The 20,915-nt window shown below is 73.5% G+C and carries 19 protein-coding genes; 8 read left to right on the forward strand and 11 right to left on the reverse strand.

The genetic code is table 11. From position 1 onward, the window contains the following. Nucleotides 1-59: 59 nt before the first annotated feature. Nucleotides 60-1,415 carry a hypothetical protein gene (locus tag N3K63_RS00345; protein ID WP_261577973.1) on the forward strand — a complete coding sequence of 452 codons (1,356 nt, stop codon included), beginning with the start codon at nucleotides 60-62 and terminating at the stop codon, nucleotides 1,413-1,415. 79 nt (nucleotides 1,416-1,494) lie between these two features. Here N3K63_RS00345 and hpf read toward each other — a convergent pair whose 3' ends face one another. The 5 genes from hpf to mtrA form a co-directional block, all read right to left on the reverse strand. Then, nucleotides 1,495-2,157 (reverse strand): ribosome hibernation-promoting factor, HPF/YfiA family, encoded by a 663-nt coding sequence (gene hpf, locus N3K63_RS00350; RefSeq protein WP_261577974.1) that lies wholly within the window; start codon nucleotides 2,155-2,157, stop codon nucleotides 1,495-1,497. A gap of 89 nt (nucleotides 2,158-2,246) precedes the next feature. Then, complete coding sequence (locus N3K63_RS00355; RefSeq protein ID WP_261577975.1) at nucleotides 2,247-2,939, reverse strand: ComF family protein; 693 nt, start codon at nucleotides 2,937-2,939, stop codon at nucleotides 2,247-2,249. 91 nt (nucleotides 2,940-3,030) lie between these two features. Beyond that, entirely contained in the window at nucleotides 3,031-4,722 is a 1,692-nt protein-coding gene (locus tag N3K63_RS00360) for an LpqB family beta-propeller domain-containing protein (protein WP_261577976.1), read from the reverse strand. Further along, the gene (mtrB, locus tag N3K63_RS00365; RefSeq protein ID WP_261577977.1) at nucleotides 4,722-6,389 is read right to left on the reverse strand and encodes an MtrAB system histidine kinase MtrB; all 1,668 of its coding nucleotides are present in this window, start codon (nucleotides 6,387-6,389) and stop codon (nucleotides 4,722-4,724) included. The genes N3K63_RS00360 and mtrB overlap by 1 nt, the downstream gene beginning before the upstream one ends. Nucleotides 6,390-6,395: 6 nt before the next feature. Beyond that, complete coding sequence (gene mtrA, locus N3K63_RS00370) at nucleotides 6,396-7,076, reverse strand: MtrAB system response regulator MtrA (protein WP_261577978.1); 681 nt, start codon at nucleotides 7,074-7,076, stop codon at nucleotides 6,396-6,398. A 143-nt stretch (nucleotides 7,077-7,219) separates the two neighbouring features. Between mtrA and N3K63_RS00375 the strand changes: the two genes are divergently transcribed. The 6 genes from N3K63_RS00375 to aqpZ all read left to right on the forward strand — a co-directional run bounded on the left by N3K63_RS00375 (nucleotide 7,220) and on the right by aqpZ (nucleotide 13,731). Next, on the forward strand, nucleotides 7,220-8,569 hold the full coding sequence (locus tag N3K63_RS00375; protein WP_261577979.1) for a glycerophosphoryl diester phosphodiesterase membrane domain-containing protein: 1,350 nt from the start codon (nucleotides 7,220-7,222) through the stop codon (nucleotides 8,567-8,569). After that, nucleotides 8,566-9,219: a DUF4129 domain-containing protein gene (locus N3K63_RS00380; protein WP_261577980.1), complete on the forward strand. Its 654-nt coding sequence runs from the start codon at nucleotides 8,566-8,568 to the stop codon at nucleotides 9,217-9,219. Before N3K63_RS00375 ends, N3K63_RS00380 begins: the two co-directional genes overlap by 4 nt. Further along, a complete protein-coding gene (locus N3K63_RS00385) occupies nucleotides 9,216-10,406 on the forward strand; it encodes a DUF4350 domain-containing protein (RefSeq protein ID WP_261577981.1) in 1,191 nt (396 codons plus the stop codon). Before N3K63_RS00380 ends, N3K63_RS00385 begins: the two co-directional genes overlap by 4 nt. Continuing rightward, nucleotides 10,403-11,365 (forward strand): AAA family ATPase, encoded by a 963-nt coding sequence (locus N3K63_RS00390; RefSeq protein WP_261577982.1) that lies wholly within the window; start codon nucleotides 10,403-10,405, stop codon nucleotides 11,363-11,365. Before N3K63_RS00385 ends, N3K63_RS00390 begins: the two co-directional genes overlap by 4 nt. Nucleotides 11,366-11,369: 4 nt before the next feature. Next, nucleotides 11,370-12,671 (forward strand): DUF58 domain-containing protein, encoded by a 1,302-nt coding sequence (locus N3K63_RS00395; RefSeq protein WP_261577983.1) that lies wholly within the window; start codon nucleotides 11,370-11,372, stop codon nucleotides 12,669-12,671. Nucleotides 12,672-12,921: 250 nt separating this feature from the next. Next, nucleotides 12,922-13,731, forward strand: a complete 810-nt coding sequence (aqpZ, locus tag N3K63_RS00400) for an aquaporin Z (RefSeq protein ID WP_261577984.1) — start codon at nucleotides 12,922-12,924, stop codon at nucleotides 13,729-13,731. A 73-nt stretch (nucleotides 13,732-13,804) separates the two neighbouring features. Here the strand turns inward: aqpZ and katG are convergent, their stop codons facing one another. From katG to N3K63_RS00415, 3 genes are read right to left on the reverse strand one after another with little or no spacing between them, the layout of a single operon-like run. Continuing rightward, nucleotides 13,805-16,129, reverse strand: a complete 2,325-nt coding sequence (katG, locus tag N3K63_RS00405; RefSeq protein WP_261577985.1) for a catalase/peroxidase HPI — start codon at nucleotides 16,127-16,129, stop codon at nucleotides 13,805-13,807. 46 nt (nucleotides 16,130-16,175) lie between these two features. Further along, nucleotides 16,176-16,607, reverse strand: coding sequence for a Fur family transcriptional regulator (locus N3K63_RS00410; RefSeq protein ID WP_261577986.1), 432 nt, complete (start codon nucleotides 16,605-16,607; stop codon nucleotides 16,176-16,178). Nucleotides 16,608-16,651: 44 nt separating this feature from the next. After that, nucleotides 16,652-17,647 carry a stage II sporulation protein M gene (locus N3K63_RS00415; RefSeq protein ID WP_261577987.1) on the reverse strand — a complete coding sequence of 332 codons (996 nt, stop codon included), beginning with the start codon at nucleotides 17,645-17,647 and terminating at the stop codon, nucleotides 16,652-16,654. A gap of 16 nt (nucleotides 17,648-17,663) precedes the next feature. Here N3K63_RS00415 and N3K63_RS00420 point away from each other — a divergent pair, with 16 nt between their 5' ends. Then, complete coding sequence (locus tag N3K63_RS00420; protein WP_261577988.1) at nucleotides 17,664-18,506, forward strand: RDD family protein; 843 nt, start codon at nucleotides 17,664-17,666, stop codon at nucleotides 18,504-18,506. 147 nt (nucleotides 18,507-18,653) lie between these two features. Here N3K63_RS00420 and ahcY read toward each other — a convergent pair whose 3' ends face one another. The 3 genes from ahcY to N3K63_RS00435 form a co-directional block, all read right to left on the reverse strand. Further along, the gene (gene ahcY / locus N3K63_RS00425) at nucleotides 18,654-20,111 is read right to left on the reverse strand and encodes an adenosylhomocysteinase (RefSeq protein WP_261577989.1); all 1,458 of its coding nucleotides are present in this window, start codon (nucleotides 20,109-20,111) and stop codon (nucleotides 18,654-18,656) included. 78 nt (nucleotides 20,112-20,189) lie between these two features. Then, nucleotides 20,190-20,396, reverse strand: coding sequence for a DUF3499 domain-containing protein (locus N3K63_RS00430; protein ID WP_261577990.1), 207 nt, complete (start codon nucleotides 20,394-20,396; stop codon nucleotides 20,190-20,192). A 51-nt stretch (nucleotides 20,397-20,447) separates the two neighbouring features. Continuing rightward, nucleotides 20,448-20,879 (reverse strand): metallopeptidase family protein, encoded by a 432-nt coding sequence (locus N3K63_RS00435; protein ID WP_261577991.1) that lies wholly within the window; start codon nucleotides 20,877-20,879, stop codon nucleotides 20,448-20,450. Between the last annotated feature and the right edge of the window lie 36 nt (nucleotides 20,880-20,915).

Genomic DNA, 20,915 nt, shown 5'->3' on the forward strand with positions numbered 1-20,915 from the left:
TTGCTGTGCACCGCCGTCCTGTCGGTCGGGGACTCGGCGCGGCGCCATAGGATCGAACCATGGCCGGATTCTGGGGCAACCGTAAGAAGGAGCGCGAAGAGCTCGCCGAGAAGGATGCCGAGCTCGGCCGGCGGGCGGGGGCCGCGCTCGTGGCCACCGACGAGCGCATCCGCACCACCGCCGACGAGCTGCTCTACGCCGAGATCGAGCTGGGCGCCGACGCGACCTCCGACCTGCGCGACGCGCTGACGGCCGTGCGCGAGCACCTCGGTGAGGCGTTCCACCTCAACCAGCTCAACCACGACGAGATCCCCGACACCCCCGAAGAGCTGCGCACCCGGCACGCCCGCATCCTGCAGCTGTGCGAGTGGGCCGAGGAGCTGCTCGACGACCGCACCGAGGCGCTGGCCGCCCCCATCGAGCGCGCGCGCCGCGCTCCCGAGATCATCGCCGGGATCCGCAGCGACGTGGAGCGCCTGCGCACCCGGCTCCCCCAGCTCGAGGCCACCCTCGACCGCCTCGCCGCGCGCTACTCGGATGAGGCGCTGCGCAAGGTCTCGGGCAACGCCGCCGAAGCGCGTCAGCTGCTGGAGTTCGCCGTGCACGGCGCCGAGGTCTCGGAGCGCCGCCGCGAAGCCGACCAGCGCGAGCAGGCCAACCTGGCCCTGGAGACCGCGATCGAGGCCGCCCGCCGGGCGGGCACGCTCATCGAGGCGGTCGACCAGTACGAGGTCGAGGCGCTGCGCGCCGAGTCGACGCTCGACGCGATCGTGCTCGACTCGCGCGAAGACCTCGCCGTCGCCAAGCAGTACGCCGCCGTCCCCGCCGTCTCCAGCGCCATGGCGGTGCTCGACCGCGAGCTCGGCAGCCTCACCCCCGCCGGTCACAAGCCCGACCCGTTCGGCGAGCTCACGCGCCTGCGCGAGGCCAACGCCGCTCTGGATGCCGCCGTCGACAAGGCCCGTGCGCGCGCCGAGCGCCCGGTGCCGCCCGAGGCGCACGTGCGTCACGCCATCGACGACGCCGACCGCCAGCTGGGCGTGGCGCGCAGCGTGATCTCGGGTCACCGCGGCTGGATCGGCGCCGACGCGCGCACGCGCCTGGCCGAGGCCGAGCGGGTGCGCCTGGAGCTGTCGACGGTGGGGCCCTCGATCCCCGAAGACGACCGCGAGCAGGTGATGGCCCTCGCCCGCCGCTGCGGCACGCTCGCCGCCGAGGCGCTGCAGCTCGCCCAGCGCGACATCGACTCCGGACGCCCGAACGACGGCGGCTGGGGTCAGGGCGGCCCGGGCGGCTGGGGCGGCCAGCAGCAGGGCTGGGGCGGCGGCGGACGTCGCGGCGGCGGGGGCGACCTCGTCGGCGGCATCCTCGGCGGTCTCGTCATCGGCGGCCTGCTCGACGGCATGTTCGACTGACCCCTCCCGACCCCGCGCTCCGACACCGGACATGACGAAGGGCGGATGCCGACCGGCATCCGCCCTTCGCGTGTTCAGCTCAGGATGCGATCTCGGCGACCGGTGAGGCCGTCGTCTCGAGCGCGATCACACCGTAGTCCCAGCCCTTGCGGCGGTAGACGACCGCCGGGTGGTCGGTGCGCACGTCGATGAACAGGAAGAAGTCGTGACCGACCAGCTCCATGCGGTCGACCGCCTCTTCGACGGTCATCCACTCGGCGTCGAAGCTCTTCTGGCGGATGACGACCGGTGTGTAGTCCTCGTCTTCCTGCGGGTTCAGCGCCACCGGGATCTCCCCGGTCGCCACGGCACGCAACGCCTCCACGGAGGCGGGCTGCACGTCGATGCCGGCGAGGCCGCCGCTCTCCTTGTCGAGCTTCGCCCCGCGCGGGTGGTTGCGCGCGTCGACGCGCTTGTCCTTGGCGCGCCGCAACTGCTCGGCGAGCTTGTCGACGGCGAGGTCGAGTGCCGTGAACTTGTCGCCATCGGTGGCTTCGGCCCGCACCACGGGGCCCTTGCCGGTGACGGTGAGCTCCACCGTCTCCTCTTCGCGACTGCCGTTGTGGTACGCGCGATGAGTGACCTTGACATCCAGGCGCTGCGCGCGCGGAGCGAGGTTCTCGATCCGAACGGACTTCTCTTCAGCGACGGTGCGGAAGCGATCGGACACGCTCACTCCGACCCCGACAATGCTGGTTTCCATCCTGACCTCCTTGTTCCGGGTCCTCCCGGTCAAGGGCGGACCCTGAGTTCGCCTTGTCCCCTCCACGCTATCTGTGCCGGGCATCCCTGTCACGCGCGACTTCCCAGGAAAACCGGATATGACGACGCCGGCAGCCGCTGCGGTGTCGCCGCCACCGTCGCCGCCCCCACCACGACCGCACCCGCCGCCGTCAGCGCCCGCGCGGCCTCTCCGAGCGTGGCCCCGGTCGTGACGACGTCGTCGACGATGACCACCCGGATGCCGTCGGCACGGCGCCGCGCGCCGAACGCGCCGGCGAGGTTGGCTGCGCGCTCATCGCGGCCGAGCCCGCGCTGGTCGCGCGTGGTGCGCAGCGGCCGCAGGAGCGGGAGCGGGCGGCATCCGGCGCGGCGGGCCAGCAGGTCGGCGACGACGTAGCCGCGGCGGCGCAGGGCGGCCCGGGAGCCCGGCACCGTGACCACCGCGTCCCACCCCGCCCCCGCAGACGAGGCGGAAGCCGCCGCCAGCGCCGCGGCCAGCGCGGCACCGAGGGGACGGGCGAGGGCCGTGCGACCGTCTTGCTTGAGGGCACGGAGGCTGCGTGCGCGCACCCCCTCGAACCGCAGCGCGCTGTGCACGGCCAGACCGCCCGGCAGCACGCGCCGTTCGGGCGCCGCGACCAGTGCCCCCGCGCACGGGGCGCACAGGCCCGGTCCGGGCGCGTCGCAGCCCGCGCACCATGACGGGAAGACGAGTTCGAGCGCCTCGTCGACGGCGGCGCGCCAGGCGGGTGGGAGCGGCATGGGCCCACCCTGCGGCATCCCCCCGCGCGATGGGCGCGCCGGTCACGCATCGGTGGACGGATGCCGCCGGCTCATGCCTGGGGAGGAAGCCTCACTCCGGGGTGCCCTGCTGCACCGCGAGCACGTCGATGCCGTCGGTGACCTGCTGCCAGGTGGAGCCGCGCTGCACGAACAGGTTGCCCTCGTCGTCGCGCAGCCGCACCGATCCCGACTGGTTGCCGCCGGCGACCGAGGTGGTGCCCTCGCGCGCACGGATGACGCTGCCCGGGCCGCCCACCGACTGCTCGCGCACGTACCAGTCGCCGTCGCCGACGAACAGCACCGCCGTGGTCACGCTGTCGAGCCACGCCAGGCCGACGCCGTCGCCGCCCAGCACCGCCAGCGGGGTGCGCTCCCCGCTCAGCGCGGCGGGCTCGCCGTCGTCGCCGCGGATGATCGAGGCGATCCACACGGCCGGCTGCGTGCCGTCGCGCACGATCGCGGCGATGCGCGTGCCGTCGCGCGAGACGCGCAGCGCGCTGATGCGCGTGGCGCCGGCCCACGCCCCGGTGAGCTCGTACGCGGTGCCGTCGGGCGCGTAGGCGATGAGCGCGTCGGGGTCGTCTTCGGGCACGACGTAGATGTAGCCGGAGGGGTCGATGGAGGGCGCGATGACGCCCGGCCGCTGATCGATGACGGCGACCGTCCCGGTGGCGGTGACCCGGGCGATCTCACCGCCCGTGGTGCGCACGGCGGCGGTGGTGCGATCTGCCGACACCTCGACGGCCTGCGGGTCGGTGGACACGACGGCATCCGACAGCCCCGGGATCGGGGTGATCTCGTCGCCGGAGAGGAAGCCGAAGCGCCCCTCGGAGGCCACCAGGGTGCGCGCGTCGATGCGGGTGTCGCGCACGCCCACCGGCGAGGCCGCCAGCTCCTGCCCGTCGACGAGCATCTCCACGTCCATGACCCCGGCGGTGGCCAGGCTGCTCTCCAGCTGGGTCTGCATCAGATCGAGCGTGCGCTGGTCGAGGGAGCGCGCGCTGCTGCGCAGCGCGACCTGTGCGACGCCCTGCTGCAGCGGCACCGAGCGCTGGGCGAGCCCGGCGTTCTCGGTGAACGCGGAGCGCACCGCCGAGGCCAGCCACGGGCTGGGGGTGCCCTCGACGAGGGCTTCGGTGATGCGGGTGGCCGCCGTCTCGAACGGGAACCACCGCTGGTCGGGGACGAGGTAGCTCCACGTCGGATCGAAGTAGGTGAGCGAGTAGGGCCGGAAGACGCTCTGGAAGCGGGTGCGGTCGAGCACGATGCCGTCGGGGGCCTGCACGATGCGCCACTCGCCGTCGGACTGCTGCTCGAGGCGGTAGGTGAGCTCGGTGCGCCCCGCGCTGTCGGAGACGACGTAGGCGCCGGTCTCGTCGACGGTGGCCTCGGGCACGACGGTGACGACGATCTCGTCATCGGAGACGGCGGTGACCGCCCGGTCGCCGGGGCCGTAGACGGTCACCGAGGCGCTCGGCTTCCACACCTCGCGGAAGTCGTCGCTGAGGAACTGCTGCGCCGTCTGCCAGTCGCCGCGGGGGCCGGAACCGGCGGCGATGAAGCCCTCGACGACCTGCTGCGGGGTCATGCCCTCGGTCGGCCCGTCGGGCACATACGCGAAGGGCAGGTCGCCGCCCGCGTCGCCGGCGGCCTGGCCGATGCGCACCGGTCCCGAGGTGGGCAAGCCCGCGCACGCGGTGAGCGCGAGGATCAGCACCGCGGCGAGCGCGGTGAGGATGCGGCGGGTCGGTCGGTCGGACATCAGCGGCCTCTCCGTTGCGCGCCGGGCACCTCGATGGGCTGGGTGAGCCCGAGGTGCTCGAGGGGAGCGCCGTCGTCGCCCGGGTCGAGCGGGATGGGGCTGGCGCCGTCGAGCGGCTGCCCGCGCCGGGGCAGGGTGAGCACGAAGTTCGTGCCACGGCCGAGCTCCGACCACACCCCCAGGGTGCCCCCGTGCAGCTTCGCGTCGCCGAGCGCGATCGACAGGCCGAGGCCGGTGCCGCCGATCGTGCGCTTGCGCGACGGGTCGGCCCGCCAGAACCGGTCGAAGACCCGCTCGGCATCCTCGGGGCTCATGCCGAGCCCGAAGTCGCGCACACCCAGCGCGACGGCGCGCTGGTCGCTGTCGACGGTGACCACGATGGGCCGGCCCTCGCCGTGCTCGATCGCGTTGCCGAGCAGGTTGCGCACCACCCGGCGCACGCGCCGCGGATCCATGTCGACCGGGGAATACCCGCCGGGAGCCACGACCCGCACGTCGCTGCCGTGCTGCTCGGCCAGCTGCGCCATCGATTCGACGACGTCTTCGGCGAGCTGGGCGAGGCTCGTGGCCTCCAGCTCGAGCTGCACCGAGCCGGCGTCGTAACGGCTGATCTCCAGCAGGTCGCCCAGCAGCGTCTCGAAGCGCTGCACCTGGGCGTGGAGGAGCTCGGCGGTGCGCGCCGTGGTGGGGTCGAACTCGTCGCGCTGGTCGTTGAGCATGTCGGAGGCCAGGCGGATCGTCGTGAGCGGGGTGCGCAGCTCGTGCGACACGTCGGAGACGAACCGCTGCTGCACGAGAGACAGATCGGCGAGCTCCTTGATCTGGCTCTCGATGCTGTCGGCCATGGCGTTGAACGAGCGCCCCAGCGTCGCGAACTCGTCTTCACCCATCACCGGCAGGCGCACGCCCAGGTCGCCGCCGGCGAGCTTCGCGCTCGTCTCGGCGGCCTGCGCGATCGGCACCGTCACCGAGCGCAGCACCACCCACGAGATCGCACCGATGAGCACGACCAGCGCGATGCCGACGCCCCACAGGGTCACCTGCACGAAGCCGAGCGTGGCCGCCTCCCCCGACATGTCGTAGGCGAAGTAGAGCTCGTACGCACCCGCCTCGGGCACCTGCAGCTGCTGGCCCACGACGATGCCGGGGATCACCCGTCCGTCGTCGCCGGGCAGCCCGATCGACTGCCACCACTGCTGGTCGGGCGTGGCCTGCACGCTGCGGTGCAGCTCGGGCGAGATCATCTCCGCCGTGAGCGATCCCCGCTGGAAGTCCTGCGGGGCGAGGGCGGAGGGCTCGGAGGAGATGCGGGAGACGACCATCATGTCGGTGCCCGCCTGCCGCGAGACGACGTCGCGCAGGTCGTTCATGAGGTTCTGCAGCACGTTCGCGTCGCCCTCGACGACGGCGGCGTCCATCTTCTCCTGCGCGGCCTGCGTGGCACGCCCCGCGGCGGCCTCGGCCTGCCGCACCCGGGAGTCGAACAGGTCGTTCTGGATCGCCAGGGCCATCCACACCAGCGCCACCATGATCGTCAGCGCCGTGAGGCCCAGGGTCACCGCGAGCGTGCGGAAGCGCAGCGACCGGCGCCACGACTCGATCAGCCGGTCAGGCCAGGTGCGCCAATCGCGCCACAGCGCCCACCGGGCGGCGCGCGAGACCGCCATCGGCGATCACACCACCGCGCCGGCGCGGTAGCCCACGCCGCGCACGGTGGTCACGATGCGCGGGTTGTCGGGGTCGAGCTCGACCTTGGCGCGCAGCCGCTGCACATGCACGTTCACGAGGCGGGTGTCGGCCTTGTAGTGGTAGCCCCACACCTGCTCGAGCAGCATCTCCCGCGAGAAGACCTGCTGCGGCTTGGAGGCCAGTGCCACGAGCAGTTCGAACTCGAGCGGAGTGAGGGCGATGACGCTGTCGCCGCGGCGCACTTCGTGGGCGGAGACGTCGACGGTGAGGTCGCCGATGCGCAGCGACTCGTCGGGGGCCTGCGCGGCCGGGCGCAGCCGCGTGCGGATGCGGGCGACGAGCTCCTTCGGGTTGAAGGGCTTGACGATGTAGTCGTCGGCGCCCGACTCGAGCCCGCGCACGACGTCGGCGGTATCGGTGCGGGCGGTGAGCATGATGATGGGCACGCCGGACTCGGCGCGGATGCGGGTGCAGATCTCGATGCCGTCCAGCCCGGGCAGCATGAGATCGAGCAGCACCAGTTCGGGCCGTTCGCTGCGCCAGATGTCGACGGCGATCGCACCATCCGCGCAGAACACCGGTTCGAAGCCCTCGGTGCGCAGCACGATGCCGATCATCTCGGCCAGGGCGGTGTCGTCATCGACGACCAGGATGCGGGATGCCATGGAACCCATACGTCCTTCGGGTACTCAGGGGCGCCGGACGAGGCGCACCTTGTCCACAGTAACGGACAGGGCTGTGCGCATGCCCGGTGGACGGGCCGTATGCCACGATAGGACCACCCGCGATGACCGTCCGAGGAGGCCGCTTGACCCCCTATCCGACGTGGACACCTGCGTCCCGTCCGGGCATCGTGCCGCTGCAGCCCCTCGGTTTCGGCACCATCCTGGGTCGTTCCTTCACCGCGCTGCGCCACAATCCGCGCGTGCTGCTGGGCTTCGCGATGGGCGTGCAGATGCTGGCGGTGCTGGTCGTGGCCGGCGCGACCTTCGGGCTCGGCGTGCTCACCTTCTCTCGCCTGGCCACGCTCACCCCCGGCTCCGACGACTTCGAGGCCGTCATGATCGGGTCGACGGCGCTGATGATCGGGATCGGGGTGGTGCTCTCCGCCGGGGCCACCGCGCTGACGGTCGTGGTGCAGGGCGTGGTGGTGCTGGAGGTGACCCACGCCGTGGTCGCCGAGAAGCTCACCGTGCGGCTGTTGTGGCGCCGTGTGCGCCCCGTGGTCTGGCGCCTGGTCGGCTATTCGCTGCTGCTGCTCCTCGTGATCGCCGTCGTCGCCGCGGCCGCCGGCGCCGCCCTGGTCGCGCTCAGCTTCGCCCTCGGCCCGGTCGCGATCGTGCCGGTGCTGCTGGTGGTGATCGCCTCCGTCCCGCTGTGGCTGTGGCTGAGCACCAAGCTCATGCTGGTGCCGGCGATCATCGTCGTCGAGCGCGCCACCGTCCGCGGGGCGATCGCGCGGTCGTGGACCCTCATCCGCGGCCGCTTCTGGGTGGGACTCGGGGTGACGGTGATCGTCTCGGCCGTGTTCGGCGTGCTGGCCCAGGTGGTGAGCATCCCGCTGACGTTCGCCTCGCTCGGCATCAGCACGACGCTCTCCCCCACCGGCGACCCCGAGGTGGGCGCCACCGTCGCGATCCTCGTCGTCACGCTCCTCACCTACGCGCTCACCTTCGTCATCCAGTCGATCTCGCTGGTCGTGCTCGCCACGGCCACCACGCTGGTCTACGTCGACTGCCGGATGCGGCACGAAGGCCTCGACCTCGATCTGCTCGCCTACGTCGAGCAGCGCGATGCGGGCCGGCTCGACCTTCCCGACCCCTATCGGGTGCACGTCGGCCGTGCCCTCCCCCGGTGGGCACCGCCCACCGCATGGGCACCCCCGGGCGGAGCCGTCCCGCAGGGCGGAGCCTTCCCGCAGGGCGGAGCCTTCCCGCAGGGCGGAGCCTTCCCGCCGGCGCCGGTGGTCGGCCGCGCGCCCGTCCCCGTCGGCGCCCCACCGCCGGCCGCCGCACCCGCCGCACCGGCCGCGCCACCGGCCGCAAGCCCCGAGTCGACCCCGGCGGCCCCGCCGACAGCACCCGAGACAGCCCCGCCGAGCGCCGCACCCAGCGCCACGCAGTGGACCGCGCCGGGAGCGCCCGCGGAGCGCTCGTGATCTCACGCCTGGCGGCACTGCCGCTGATCCCCGACGCCGACGAGGCGCGCTCGCTGGCCGAGCAGGAGCTCGCCGACCCGGTCTACCGCGCCGCCGAGCCGACCTGGTTCGACCGTGCGGCACAGGCGGTGCTCGACTTCGTGGTGTCGCTGTTCTCCGGCGACATCACAGCCGGAGCGGGCGCGGCCCTGGCCGTCGGGGCCATCGTGCTGGTGGGCGCGCTGCTCGTCGTCGCCCTGGTGATCTGGGGGCGCCCGCGCCGCGCGGTGCGCTCGCGCGCGAGCGCCGACCTGTTCGGCGAACCCGAGGGCCGCTCCGCCGGCGAGCTGCGTCGCGCCGCGGCATCCGCGGCCTCGGCCCGGCAATGGGAGGAGGCCATGGTGCTGCGCCTGCGTGCGATCGCCCGGGCCCTGGCCGAACGCGTGGTGGTCGAACCGGCACCGGGAGCGACCGTGCACGCCTTCGCCCGCGAGGCCGGCGCCGTCTTCCCCGCCGAGGCCACCGCCCTGGCCGAAGCCGCCGACCTGTTCGACGACGTGCGCTACCTCCGCCGCCCGGGGACGCCCGCCGGGTACGCATCGCTGACCGCGCTCGATGAGCGCCTCGCCGCCGCCCGCCCCCGGACGACACCCGTCGAGGCGGGCGCATGACGACGACCGCGGCGCCCGTCGCCGCCTCCCCGTCGGCCACGGCCCCGCGCCGCACCCGGGCGATCGGCGCCTGGGTGGCGATCGTCGCCGGCTTCCTCGTGGTGGGAGCGGTGCTGGCCGCGATCGCCGGGGTGTCGACCCTTCCCGCGCAGGGACGCCTCGACCCCGAGGCGGCCGGCCCCGCCGGCGGGCGCGCCCTCGCGCAGATCCTCGCCGACCAGGGCATCGACGTCGTGGTCGCGCGGGATCGCGCAGCCGCCGTCGACGCCCTCGCCGCGGGAACGGCCACCCTCGCGATCACCGACACCGCCGCGCTGTCGGACGAGACCCTCACCGACCTGGTCGACGCCGCCGCCGACGCGGTCGTGCTCGAGCCGCGCAGTCGCGACCTGCGCCTGCTGTGGGGCGCCGAGCCGGCCGGTGCGGGCTTCGACGCCGTCGCACCGCAGTGCGCCCTCCCCGAAGCCGGACGGGCCGGCGAGCTGACCCCCGGCTTCCTGTTCACCCCCGGCGACGACTCCGGCGTGACCGCGTGCTACCCCGACGGCGACGCCGCCGGACTGCTCGTCAGCGACGACGACGGACACCGCCTGGTCGCCGTGGACGGGTCGGCGCTGTTCACCAACGAGAGCCTCGCGGTCGGGGGCAACGCGGCGCTCGGCATCGGGCTGCTCGGCCATCACCCGCGTCTGGTCTGGTACGTGCCGACGTTCGCCGACAGCGACGTGGCCGCCGCGCCCACCCTCGGCGAACTCACCCCCGCGTGGGTCACGCCGGCCATGCTGCTGCTGGTGTGCGCCGCCGTCGCCGCCGCGATCTGGCGGGGACGCCGCTTCGGCCCGCTCGTGGCCGAGAACCTTCCCGTCACCGTGCGCGCCGGCGAGACCACCGAGGGGCGCGCCCGCCTGTACGCGGCAGCGGGCGATCCCACCCACGCCGCCGACGAGCTGCGGATCGCGTCGCTGCGACGCGCCGCGCGCACCCTCGGGCTCGGCCCGGGCACGCCCGCCCACGCCATCAGCGACGCCGTGGCCGCCGCGCTCGGCGCCGACCGCGCCGTGGTGCGCGGCATCCTCGTCGATCGCACCGTCGCCGATGACCGCGCCCTCGTCGAGATCGCCGACAGCCTGCGCGAACTCGACCTTCGCCTGACCCGCACGACCCGTCCCGAGAGGAACACCCGATGAGCGACTCCCCCCAGGCCGCCGAGCTCCGCGAAGCCATGAACCGCGTCCGACTCGAGGTCGGCAAGGCCGTCGTCGGCCAGGACGGCGCCGTGACGGGGCTGCTCATCGCCCTGCTCTCGCGCGGGCACGTGCTGCTGGAAGGTGTGCCCGGTGTGGCCAAGACCCTTCTCGTGCGCTCGTTCAGCCGGGCGATCGGGCTCGACACGACCCGCATCCAGTTCACCCCCGACCTGATGCCGGGCGATGTGACCGGCTCGCTCGTCTACGACGCGCGCAGCGGATCGTTCGAGTTCCGTGCCGGGCCGGTGTTCACGAACGTGCTGCTGGCCGATGAGATCAACCGCACCCCGCCCAAGACCCAGGCGGCCCTGCTGGAGGCGATGGAGGAGCGGCAGGTGTCGGCCGACGGCACCTCGCGCGCGCTGCCCGACCCGTTCCTGGTCGCCGCGACGCAGAACCCCGTCGAGCACGAGGGCACCTACTCGCTGCCCGAGGCCCAGCTCGACCGCTTCCTGCTGAAGCTCGTCGTCGACGCCCCCGCCCGCGACGACGAGATCGCCGTGCTGCGCCGCCACGCCGACGGGTTCTCACCGCGCGCGCTCGACGGCCTGCAGGCGGTCGTCGACGCCGAGGCGATCCGCGCCGCACAGCGCGCCGCTGCGGCCGTCGCCGTCTCGGACGACGTGCTCGGCTATGTCGTCGATCTCGCCCGCGCCACCCGCAACGCCCCGTCGGTGCAGCTGGGCGCGAGCCCCCGCGCCGCGACGGCGCTGCTGGCGACGGCGAAGACGTGGGCCTGGCTGGGCGGGTACCCGGCGATCACGCCCGACCACGTGCAGACCATGCTCGTGCCCACCTGGCGCCACCGGCTGCGGCTGCGGCCCGAGGCCGAGATCGAGGGAGTCTCGGCCGATGCGGTGCTCGCCTCGGTCGTGCAGCAGACCCGCGTGCCGGTGTGACCTCGTGTTCGTGACCGGCCGCCTCGCCCTGGCCATCGGGCTCGGGGTGATCCCGACGGTGCTTCTGAGCGCCGCCGGGGCCTCGCCGTGGGCGGTCGCCGGGGGCTGGCTGCTGCTGTGCGTGCTCGCCGCGGTGGCCGACACGGTCGCCGCCGCCGACCTGGGGGCGGTCAGCGTGAGCCGCCGCCTGCCGGCGCGGGCGCTGCGCGACGACACCGTCGAGACGTCGGTCGTGGTGCGCAACGACGGGCGACGGCGAGTGAGCGGCGCGCTGCGCGACGCGTGGCAGCCGACGGCCGGGGCCCCGCAGGATCGCCCGCGCCTGGACGTGCCCGCCGGTGAGCGCCGCGCCGTCGCCGTGCCGCTGCGTCCCCGCCGTCGCGGCGAGCTGCGTTCGGGGTTCGTGGTCGTCCGCAGCCGCGGGCCCGTGGGCCTGGCCGGGCGGCAGCGGCGCATCGACGCCCCCGGCGCGCTGCGGGTGCTGCCCCCGTTCCGGGCGCGGCGCCACCTGCCCTCGCGCCTGGTGCGTCTGCGCGAGCTCGACGGCAACACCAGCGTGCAGGTGCGCGGCCAGGGCACCGAGTTCGACAGCCTGCGGGAGTACGTGCGCGGCGACGACGTGCGCTCCATCGACTGGCGCGCCACCGCCCGGGCCGGCACCACGATGCTGCGCACGTGGCGCCCCGAACGCGACCGTCACGTCGTGATCGTCATCGACACCGGCCGCACCGCCGCCACGCGCGTGGGCGACGGCGTGCGCCTGGATGCCGCGATGGAGTCGGCGCTGCTGCTGGCGGCCCTCGCCGCCCGCGCCGGCGACCACGTGCACCTGGTGATGTTCGACCGGGTCGTGCGCGCGCGGGTGACACGGGTGGACGGTGCCGCGCTCCTGCCGGCCCTCGTGGATGCGATGGCCCCGGTGGAGCCGCAGCTGATCGACACCGACTGGGACGCCGCCTTCGCCCAGGTGCGCACCTTCACCACCCGCCCGGCCCTCGTGGTCGTGCTCACCGCGCAGGATGCCGTCGCCTCGGCGCGCGCGTTCCTGGGATCGCTGCCGGCGCTCACGGCGCGCAGCCGTGTGCTCGTGGGGACCGCCACCGACGACCCCGCCCCGACCGCATCCCGCCGCGTCGCCGAGGACGTCTACCGCGATGCCGCCTACGCCCGCGCGGTGCGCGAGGCCGAGCAGGTGGCCACGGCGGTCAGGCGGGCCGGCGCCGAGGCGCTGACGGCATCCGCCGAGGAGCTGCCCCCCGCGATCGCCGACCGCTACCTCGCGCTGAAAGCCGCCGGCCGCCTCTGACCCGCCGCGCGCCGGTCGCGCGGGCCCGGCCGCCTCGGCCCGGCCGCGAGAGAACAACGGAGCGCCGAGAGAACGGGCGGCACCCGTACCTTCGGCGCCCAGGTGTTCTCTCGCGGCCGGGAGGCGTCGGTCCGTCGGCGTGTGACGCCGCGCGACGCGCCGTGACGATTCCGGGGCGAGATGCTGTGCAACAGCCCCGGTGAGCGGCAGAATCAGCGGCAACCGGCGATTCTCCGCGAAAGGAACGACCATGAGCCCCGATCCGATCCCCGACCAGCCCGTCGCCCCCACTCCCCTCGATCACGCGCCCTCACCGGCCGGACCCTCCACCGCACAGAAGCTGCTCGCAGAAGCCCTCGGCACGTTCGTGCTGGTCTTCGGCTCGATCAGCGCCGCCCTGTTCGCCTCCGACTTCGGCGTCGGCGCCAACGGGTCGTCGCTGGGCATCGGGTTCGTCGGTGTGGCCTTCGCCTTCGGCCTCACGGTCGTGGCGGGCGCCTACGCGTGGGGTCCGATCTCGGGTGGCCACTTCAACCCCGCCGTCACTCTCGGCCTGGCCGCCGCCGGCCGCTTCGCGTGGAAGGACTCGCTCGGCTACATCGTCGCGCAGGTCATCGGCGGCGCGATCGGCACAAGCCTCATCGTGCTCATCGGCCTCTTCGGACCCGGCAGCTGGCTCGCCGACGCGCAGGCCGGCGGCTTCGCCAGCAACGGCTTCGGCGAGCACTCCCCCGGCGGCTTCGGCCTGGGCGCGGCGATCATCGCCGAGATCCTGTTCACCGGCATCTTCGTGCTCGTCATCCTCGGCGCGACCCACGCCACCCGCGGCACGAAGTTCGCCGGGCTCGTGATCGGCCTCACCCTCACCCTCATCCACCTCGCGTCGATCCCGATCGACAACACCTCGGTCAACCCGGCGCGCTCGCTGGCCACCGCCATCTACGGCGGGCCCGACGCCCTGCTGCAGCTGTGGGTGTTCCTGGTGTTCCCGATCGTCGGCGCGCTGATCGCCGGGTTCGTCCACCGCGCCCTGTTCAGCGTGAAGGGCATCGACGCCTGACCGACACCACCGACGCGGCAACGCGCAACGGCCCCGCCCCCGAAAAGGGGCGGGGCCGTTGCGCATCCGGCGCTCAGCCGTGCAGGTCGAACCGGTCGAGCTCGGTGACGCGGCCCCACGCGGCGACGAAGTCGCGCACGAACTTCTCGTGGGCGTCGTCGGAGGCGTAGACCTCGGCGACGGCCCGCAGCTCCGAGTTGGAGCCGAACAGCAGGTCGACGCGGGTGCCCACGCCGACCCGGTCGCCCGAGCCGTCCTTCACGCCGCCGAACGCGTGCGCACCCGGGTCCAGCGGCTTCCAGGTGGTGCCGAGGTCGAGCAGGTTCACGAAGAAGTCGTTCGTGAGCACGCCCGGCCGGTCGGTGAACACGCCGTACGACGAGCCGTCCCAGTTGGCGCCGAGCACACGCAGGCCGCCGACGAGCACGGTCATCTCGGGTGCGGAGAGGGTGAGCAGGTTCGCCTTGTCGACGAGCAGGTGCTCGGCGGGAAGACCCGCCGCCGTCGCGAGGGGACCCTGGTAGTTGCGGAAGCCGTCGGCCGCCGGCTCCAGGTATCCGAACGAGCGCACGTCGGTCTGCTCCTGCGAGGCGTCGGTGCGACCCGGGTGGAAGGGCACCTCGACCTCGACGCCGGCGTCGGCTGCGGCCTTCTCGACCGCCGCGTTGCCGGCGATGACGATCAGGTCGGCCAGCGACACGGTGGTGCCGGTGGCATCGAAGTCGGCCTTGATGCCGCCGAGCACGCCCAGCACGCGGTGCAGCTGCGCGGGGTTGTTGACCTCCCAGTCCTTCTGCGGCTCGAGGCGGATGCGGGCGCCGTTGACGCCGCCGCGCTTGTCGCTGCCACGGAAGGTCGATGCCGCGGCCCACGTGGTGCCGACCAGCTCCGAGACGGTCAGGCCCGACGCGAGCACGGCCGCCTTCAGGGTCGCCACGTCGGCGTCGCCGATGAGCTCCTGCGGGGCCGCGGGCACGCGGTCCTGCCAGATGAGCTCCTCCTGCGGCACCTCGGGTCCGAGGTAGCGCTCGATGGGTCCCATGTCGCGGTGGGTCAGCTTGAACCACGCACGTGCGAACGCGTCGCCGAACGCCTCGGGGTCGTCCTTGAAGCGGCGCGAGACCGCGTCGTAGGCGGGGTCGGTGCGCAGCGCGAGGTCGCTGGTGAGCATGCGCGGCTCGCGACGCCCGTTCGAGTGCGCGAGGGGCACCATGTCGGCGCCGCCGCCGTTGATGGGCCGCCACTGGTGGCCGCCGCCGGGGCTGGTCATCAGCTCCCACTCGTAGGCGTACAGGATGTGGAAGAACTCGTTGTCCCAGCGCGTGGGGTGGTAGGTCCACGTCACCTCGAGGCCCGAGGTGATGGTGTCGTCGCCGTGGCCGGCGCCGAAGTTGTTCTTCCAGCCGAGGCCCTGCATGTCGACGTCGGCGGCTTCGGGGTTGTTCTCGATGTTCGTGTCGGGCGCCGCACCGTGGGTCTTGCCGAAGGTGTGGCCACCGGCGATGAGGGCGACGGTCTCTTCGTCGTCCATGCCCATGCGGCCGAACGTCTCACGGATGTCGCGGGCGGATGCCAGCGGGTCGGGGTCGCCGTTCGGACCCTCCGGGTTGACGTAGATGAGGCCCATCTGCACGGCTGCCAGCGGCTTCTCGAGGTCGCGGTCGCCCGAGTAGCGCTCGTCGGCGAGCCACGTGGTCTCGGGGCCCCAGTACACGTCGTCGTCGGGCTCCCACACGTCGGGGCGGCCGCCGGCGAAGCCGAAGGTCGAGAAGCCCATCGACTCGAGGGCGACGTTGCCGGCGAGGATCATGAGGTCGGCCCACGAGATCGCCTGACCGTACTTCTTCTTGACCGGCCACAGCAGGCGCCGCGCCTTGTCGAGGTTGACGTTGTCGGGCCAGCTGTTCAGCGGCGCGAAGCGCTGCTGACCGGCACCGCCGCCGCCGCGACCGTCGGTGACCCGGTAGGTGCCGGCGCTGTGCCAGGCCATGCGGATCATCAGCGGGCCGTAGTTGCCGAAGTCGGCGGGCCACCAGTCCTGCGAGGTGACGAGCGTCTGGGCGATGTCGGCCTTCACGGCCGCCAGGTCGAGCGCCCCGAACGCCTCGGCGTAGTCGAAGTCGCCGCCGAGGGGGTTTGCCAGGGCGGGGTTCTTCTTCAGGATGCGCAGGTTCAGCTGGTTCGGCCACCACACGTGGTTGGCCGATCCGCTGGTCGGGTGCGGCTGGGTGCCGCCGTGGATGACGGGGCAGGCGCCGGCCTCGTCCGGGTTGGGGCGGGGACGGGTCTCGCCGTCCTCGCGCTCGTCGACGGGGGTGTCGATCGGCGTGACGGCCTGGTCGGCGTCGGTGGGGTCCGCGCCGATCGGCTGGACGGTCTCATCCGGGTTGCTGCTCATACGTCTTCCTTCCTCGGGAGGTCGTTGGGGGTACAGGAGGAGTCGGTCAGGGGCGCGCCGACCGGCAGGCCGGGCACACGCCCCAGAAGGTGACCTCTGCGGCGGCGATCGTGTAGCCGTGGTCGTCGGAGGGCACGAGGCAGGGGGCGGCGCCGACGGCGCAATCGATGTCTTCGACGGCACCGCATCCGGTGCACACGAGGTGGTGGTGGTTGTCGTCGACGCGCAGCTCGAAGAGCATCGGGCGGCCGGCCGGCTCGATGCGGCGCACCAGACCGGCGTCGGCGAAGTCGCCGAGGGCGTTGTAAACCGACTGCCGACTCGTGCCGGGCACGTGCACGCGGATGCGCTCGTACACGTCGTCGGCGCTGGCGTGCGGAGCGGACCGCAGGGCCTCGTAGACCGCACTGCGCGACTCGGTGACACGCAGGCCCGCACCGCGCAGGGCATCGGATGCCGCGAGCGCGAGGGAGGTCATGGCATCCACTCTACGCGTTGTTTTGACAGGATCAAAACAACGCGTCAGCCCGCGACGAGACGTGCCGTGCCGGTCTCGTACTCGGTGAGATCGCCGGTCTCGCCCGCCTGCGCCGCGCGGCGTCCGACGACGAGCATGTAGACGAGGAAGACGGCCAGCGCGGCGGTGCCGATGCCGATCTTCAGCGGCCAGGGCCACGGCTGGCGGGTGATGAACCCCTCGACCAGGCCCGACAGCGCCAGCGCCAGCACGAGACCGACCGCGACCGTGGCCAGCGAGCGCCCTGCGGCGGCGAGCGCCTCGCCACGCCCCCGACGGCCCGGCGCCACCCACGCCCAGAAGATGTGCAGGCCCGCCGCGGCGGCCACGAAGATCGCGGTGAGCTCGAGCTGGCCGTGCGGGGCGATGAACAGCAGGAAGACGTCGCCGCGGCCGTGCGCGAACAGCACCGCCGCCGCCGTGCCGACCCCGACCGCGTTCTGGATGACGACCATCACCGGCCAGAAGCCGGTCACCCCGAACAGCACGCACTGCGCGGCGATCCAGGCGTTGTTGGTCCACACCGTGCCGGCGAACACCGCCGCCGGGTTCTCGCTGTAGTAGTCGGTGAACTCGTTCTCGGCGTAGTACTGCAGGTCGGCCTGATCGCCGAGGGCGGCCAGCACCGCGGGGTCGCGGGCGATCCACACCGCCACGAGCGCCCCCACGAGGAAGAACCCGAGTGCGACGACGAGGGTGGTCCAGCGCAGGCGGTAGAGGGCCGCCGGCAGCTGCCAGAGGAAGAACCGCGGCAGCTGCCGCAGCACGTTCTCGGGTGCCCCGGTCAGCCGCAGCCGCGCCCGGCCCAGCAGCGTCGACAGGTGGTCGCCCTCGACGCTGCGGCCCGCGGTGGTCTTGATCTCGGCCAGATCGGCGGATGCCGCGCGGTACCGGTCGACGAGTTCGTCGACCTCGCCGGCGGTCGGGCGCCGGATGCGCCCGAGCTCGTCCAGCCGCTCCCACTCCGCGCGTCGCGCGGCCGTGAGGGCGTCGAGGTCCATGTGCTTCACTGTACCCATGCCGATGCCCGGGACCGCCGCCGCGATCCGGCAGGACGAGGTGCTCACCGGCGAGGCCGTCGCCCTCGACGTGCAGCCGCTGGGCTACTTCCTGCGGGCGGTCGGCACGCTCATCGACCTCATCGTGGGCCTCGCGCTGCTGATCGCGGTGTGGGCCGCCGCGGGGTGGGTCACCGGCACCGGAGCCGCCGCCGCCACCCTCTCCCCCATCCTGTCGATCACCGCGCTCGTGCTGGTGATGGTCGTCATCCCGACCGCGGTGGAGACGGCCACCCGCGGGCGCAGCCTCGGCAAGCTCGCCGTCGGCGGGCGCATCGTGCGCCTCGACGGCGGCGCGGCGGGCTTCCGCCACGCGTTCATCCGCGCGCTCGTGGGCGTGTTCGAGCTCTGGTTCACGGTCGGCGCCGTCGCCGGCATCGTCGGCGCCGTCTCACCGCGCTCGCAGCGCCTGGGCGACCTGCTCGCCGGCACCTTCTCCGAGCGCACCCGCGCGCCGCGCCTGCCCGCCCCCGTCGACGGGGTCCCGGGACCGCTGGCGGGCTGGGCGCGCGTGGCCGACGTGGGGCGCCTCCCCGACCGTGTCGCGCGTCGCGCGGCGCGGTTCGTGCGCAGCGCCGACACGCTCGACGCCGCCGCCCGCGTCCGCGCCGCTGGCACCCTCGCCGCCGACGTCGCCCCGTTCGTCACCCCGGTGCCCGCCGTCGATCCCGAGCTGTTCGTGCGCGGCGTGGTCGCGGTGCGCCGCGACCGGGAGTACACCGCCCTGCGCCTCGAGGCGGAGCGCGTCGACGCCCTGACCGCCGGCACCGCCGACCCCCCGCCCGGCTTCCCCCGCCGCTGACGCGCGCGCCGCGGCATCCGCCCGGCCGCGAGAGAACACCTCGCCGCCGAGAGTACGGGCGCTACCCGTTCCCTCGGCGCCCCGTTGTTCTCTCGCCGTCAGAGCCGAGCCCGAGCCGAGCCCGAGCCCGAGCCCGAGCCCGGGGCCTCAGTAGCGGTAGTGGTCGAGCTTGTAGGGGCCCTCGACGGGGACGCCGATGTAGGCGGCCTGGTGGGGGGTGAGCTCGGTGAGCTCGACGCCCAGCGCCGGCAGGTGCAGGCGCGCGACCTTCTCGTCGAGCACCTTGGGCAACGTGTAGACGCCGACCGGGTAGCGGTCGCGGCCGACCCACAGCTCGAGCTGGGCGAGCACCTGGTTCGCGAACGACGCGCTCATCACGAACGACGGGTGACCGGTCGCGTTGCCGAGGTTGAGCAGGCGCCCCTCGCTGAGCACGAGCACGCTGCGCCCGGTGGGGAGGCGGAACTCGTGCACCTGCGGCTTGATCTCGATCTTCTCGACGCCCTCGACCGCTTCCAGGCCCGCCATGTCGATCTCGTCGTCGAAGTGTCCGACGTTGCCGACGATGGCCAGGTGCTTGAGGCCGAGCAGGTGCTCGACGGTGACGACCTGCGTGTTGCCGGTGCCCGTGATGAGGATGTCGACCTGATCGATCACCGACTCCAGACGGGCGACCTGGAAGCCGTCCATCGCGGCCTGCAGGGCGCAGATCGGGTCGACCTCGCCCACGATCACGCGCGCGCCCTGGCCGCGCAGGGCCTCGGCGGCGCCCTTGCCCACGTCGCCGTAGCCGACGATGAAGGCGACCTTGCCGCCCATCAGCACGTCGGTGGCGCGGTTGATGCCGTCGGGCAGCGAGTGGCGGATGCCGTACTTGTTGTCGAACTTCGACTTGGTGACCGAGTCGTTCACGTTGATCGCGGGGAACAGCAGGGCGCCCGCCGCGTGCAGCTCGTACAGGCGGTGCACGCCGGTGGTGGTCTCCTCGGTCACGCCGAGCAGCCCCGCGGCCATCCGCGTGAAGCGCTGCGGGTCGCGGGCGAGCGAGGCGCGGAGAGTGTCGAGCACGATGCGGTACTCGGCGGAGTCGGATGCCGTCGCCTCCGGCACCGCGCCGGCCTTCTCGAACTCGACGCCCTTGTGCACGAGCAGGGTGGCGTCGCCGCCGTCGTCGAGGATGAGGTTCGGGCCGTCGAAGCCTTCGGCCGACCAGTCGAAGATGCGGTCGGCGAGCTGCCAGTACTCGGCGAGGGTCTCGCCCTTGAAGGCGAACACCGGCACGCCGGCGGGGGCCTCGGGGGTGCCGTCGCGGCCGACGACGACCGCGGCGGCGGCCTCGTCCTGAGTGGAGAAGATGTTGCACGACGCCCACCGCACCTGGGCGCCGAGGGCCACGAGGGTCTCGATGAGCACCGCGGTCTGCACGGTCATGTGCAGCGACCCGGCGATGCGGGCGCCGGCCAGCGGCTGGGCCGCCCCGAACTCTTCGCGCAGCGCCATGAGGCCGGGCATCTCGTTCTCGGCGAGGCGGATCTGGTGCCGTCCGGCCTCAGCGAGGGCGATGTCGGCGACGACGTAATCGAGGGTGCTCACGGGAGTCGGCATCTCGCCATCATCCCACGCGCGCGGCGGCGGGAGGTGCGCACGGATGCCGTGCGGCCGGGCCCCGCGGGCGTGCGCGCCTCAGACGCGGAGCGTCTCGTGGCGGACGACCATCCACCCCTTGGGAACCGAGAGGCGGTCGGTGTGGATGGCGCACAGGTCGTGGGCGTGCGGATCGTTGCCCGCGCCGAGCGGGCCGAGCGCCGCCATCTGGTCGCCGTAATCGTAGGTCAGGGTCGTGACCGCTTCGCGGGCGCAGCCCACCTTGGAACAGAGTCTGGTGCGCATCGCCTCCACGCTAGCGAGCCGCCGGCCGGGCAGCCGGATGCCGCGCCGCGCTCAGAAGAAGCGGAACCGCTCGGGGCCGAGGTCCCACGGGTCGCGGTCGAGGTACTCCGCGGCGGCGCGGAACACGTACGACTCGATCATCATGCGCCGGTGCAGCTCGTCGTCGCGGTGCAGGTGGCTGAGGCGCTCGATGGGCAGGCGGAACAGGATGATGCGCTGCTCGGCGGGGCGCGCATCCCAGCGCGGGATGCCGTCGGCGTCGCTGGCGGGCGGCATCGCGCCCACCTCGAAGCGCACTTCGCGCAGCTCGGGCCACGCGCTCCGCAGGAACTCCGCCGCCGTGCCCACCGACAGCTCGAAGGCGTCCTGGCGGGTCTCCAGCGGCGGCAGCGGCGGCCGCACGACGGGGCTGCGGCCCTCACGGCCGTGGCGTCCGTGCCGCGACGGCCGGGCCGTCTGGGCGCGGGTGCGGCGGCGGATCATGCCGCCCATCCTATGCGCGGTGGCGGCGCGGTGGCG

The sequence above is a fragment of the Microbacterium festucae genome (assembly GCF_025421715.1).
In the GTDB taxonomy this organism is placed as follows: Bacteria; Actinomycetota; Actinomycetes; order Actinomycetales; family Microbacteriaceae; genus Microbacterium; species Microbacterium festucae.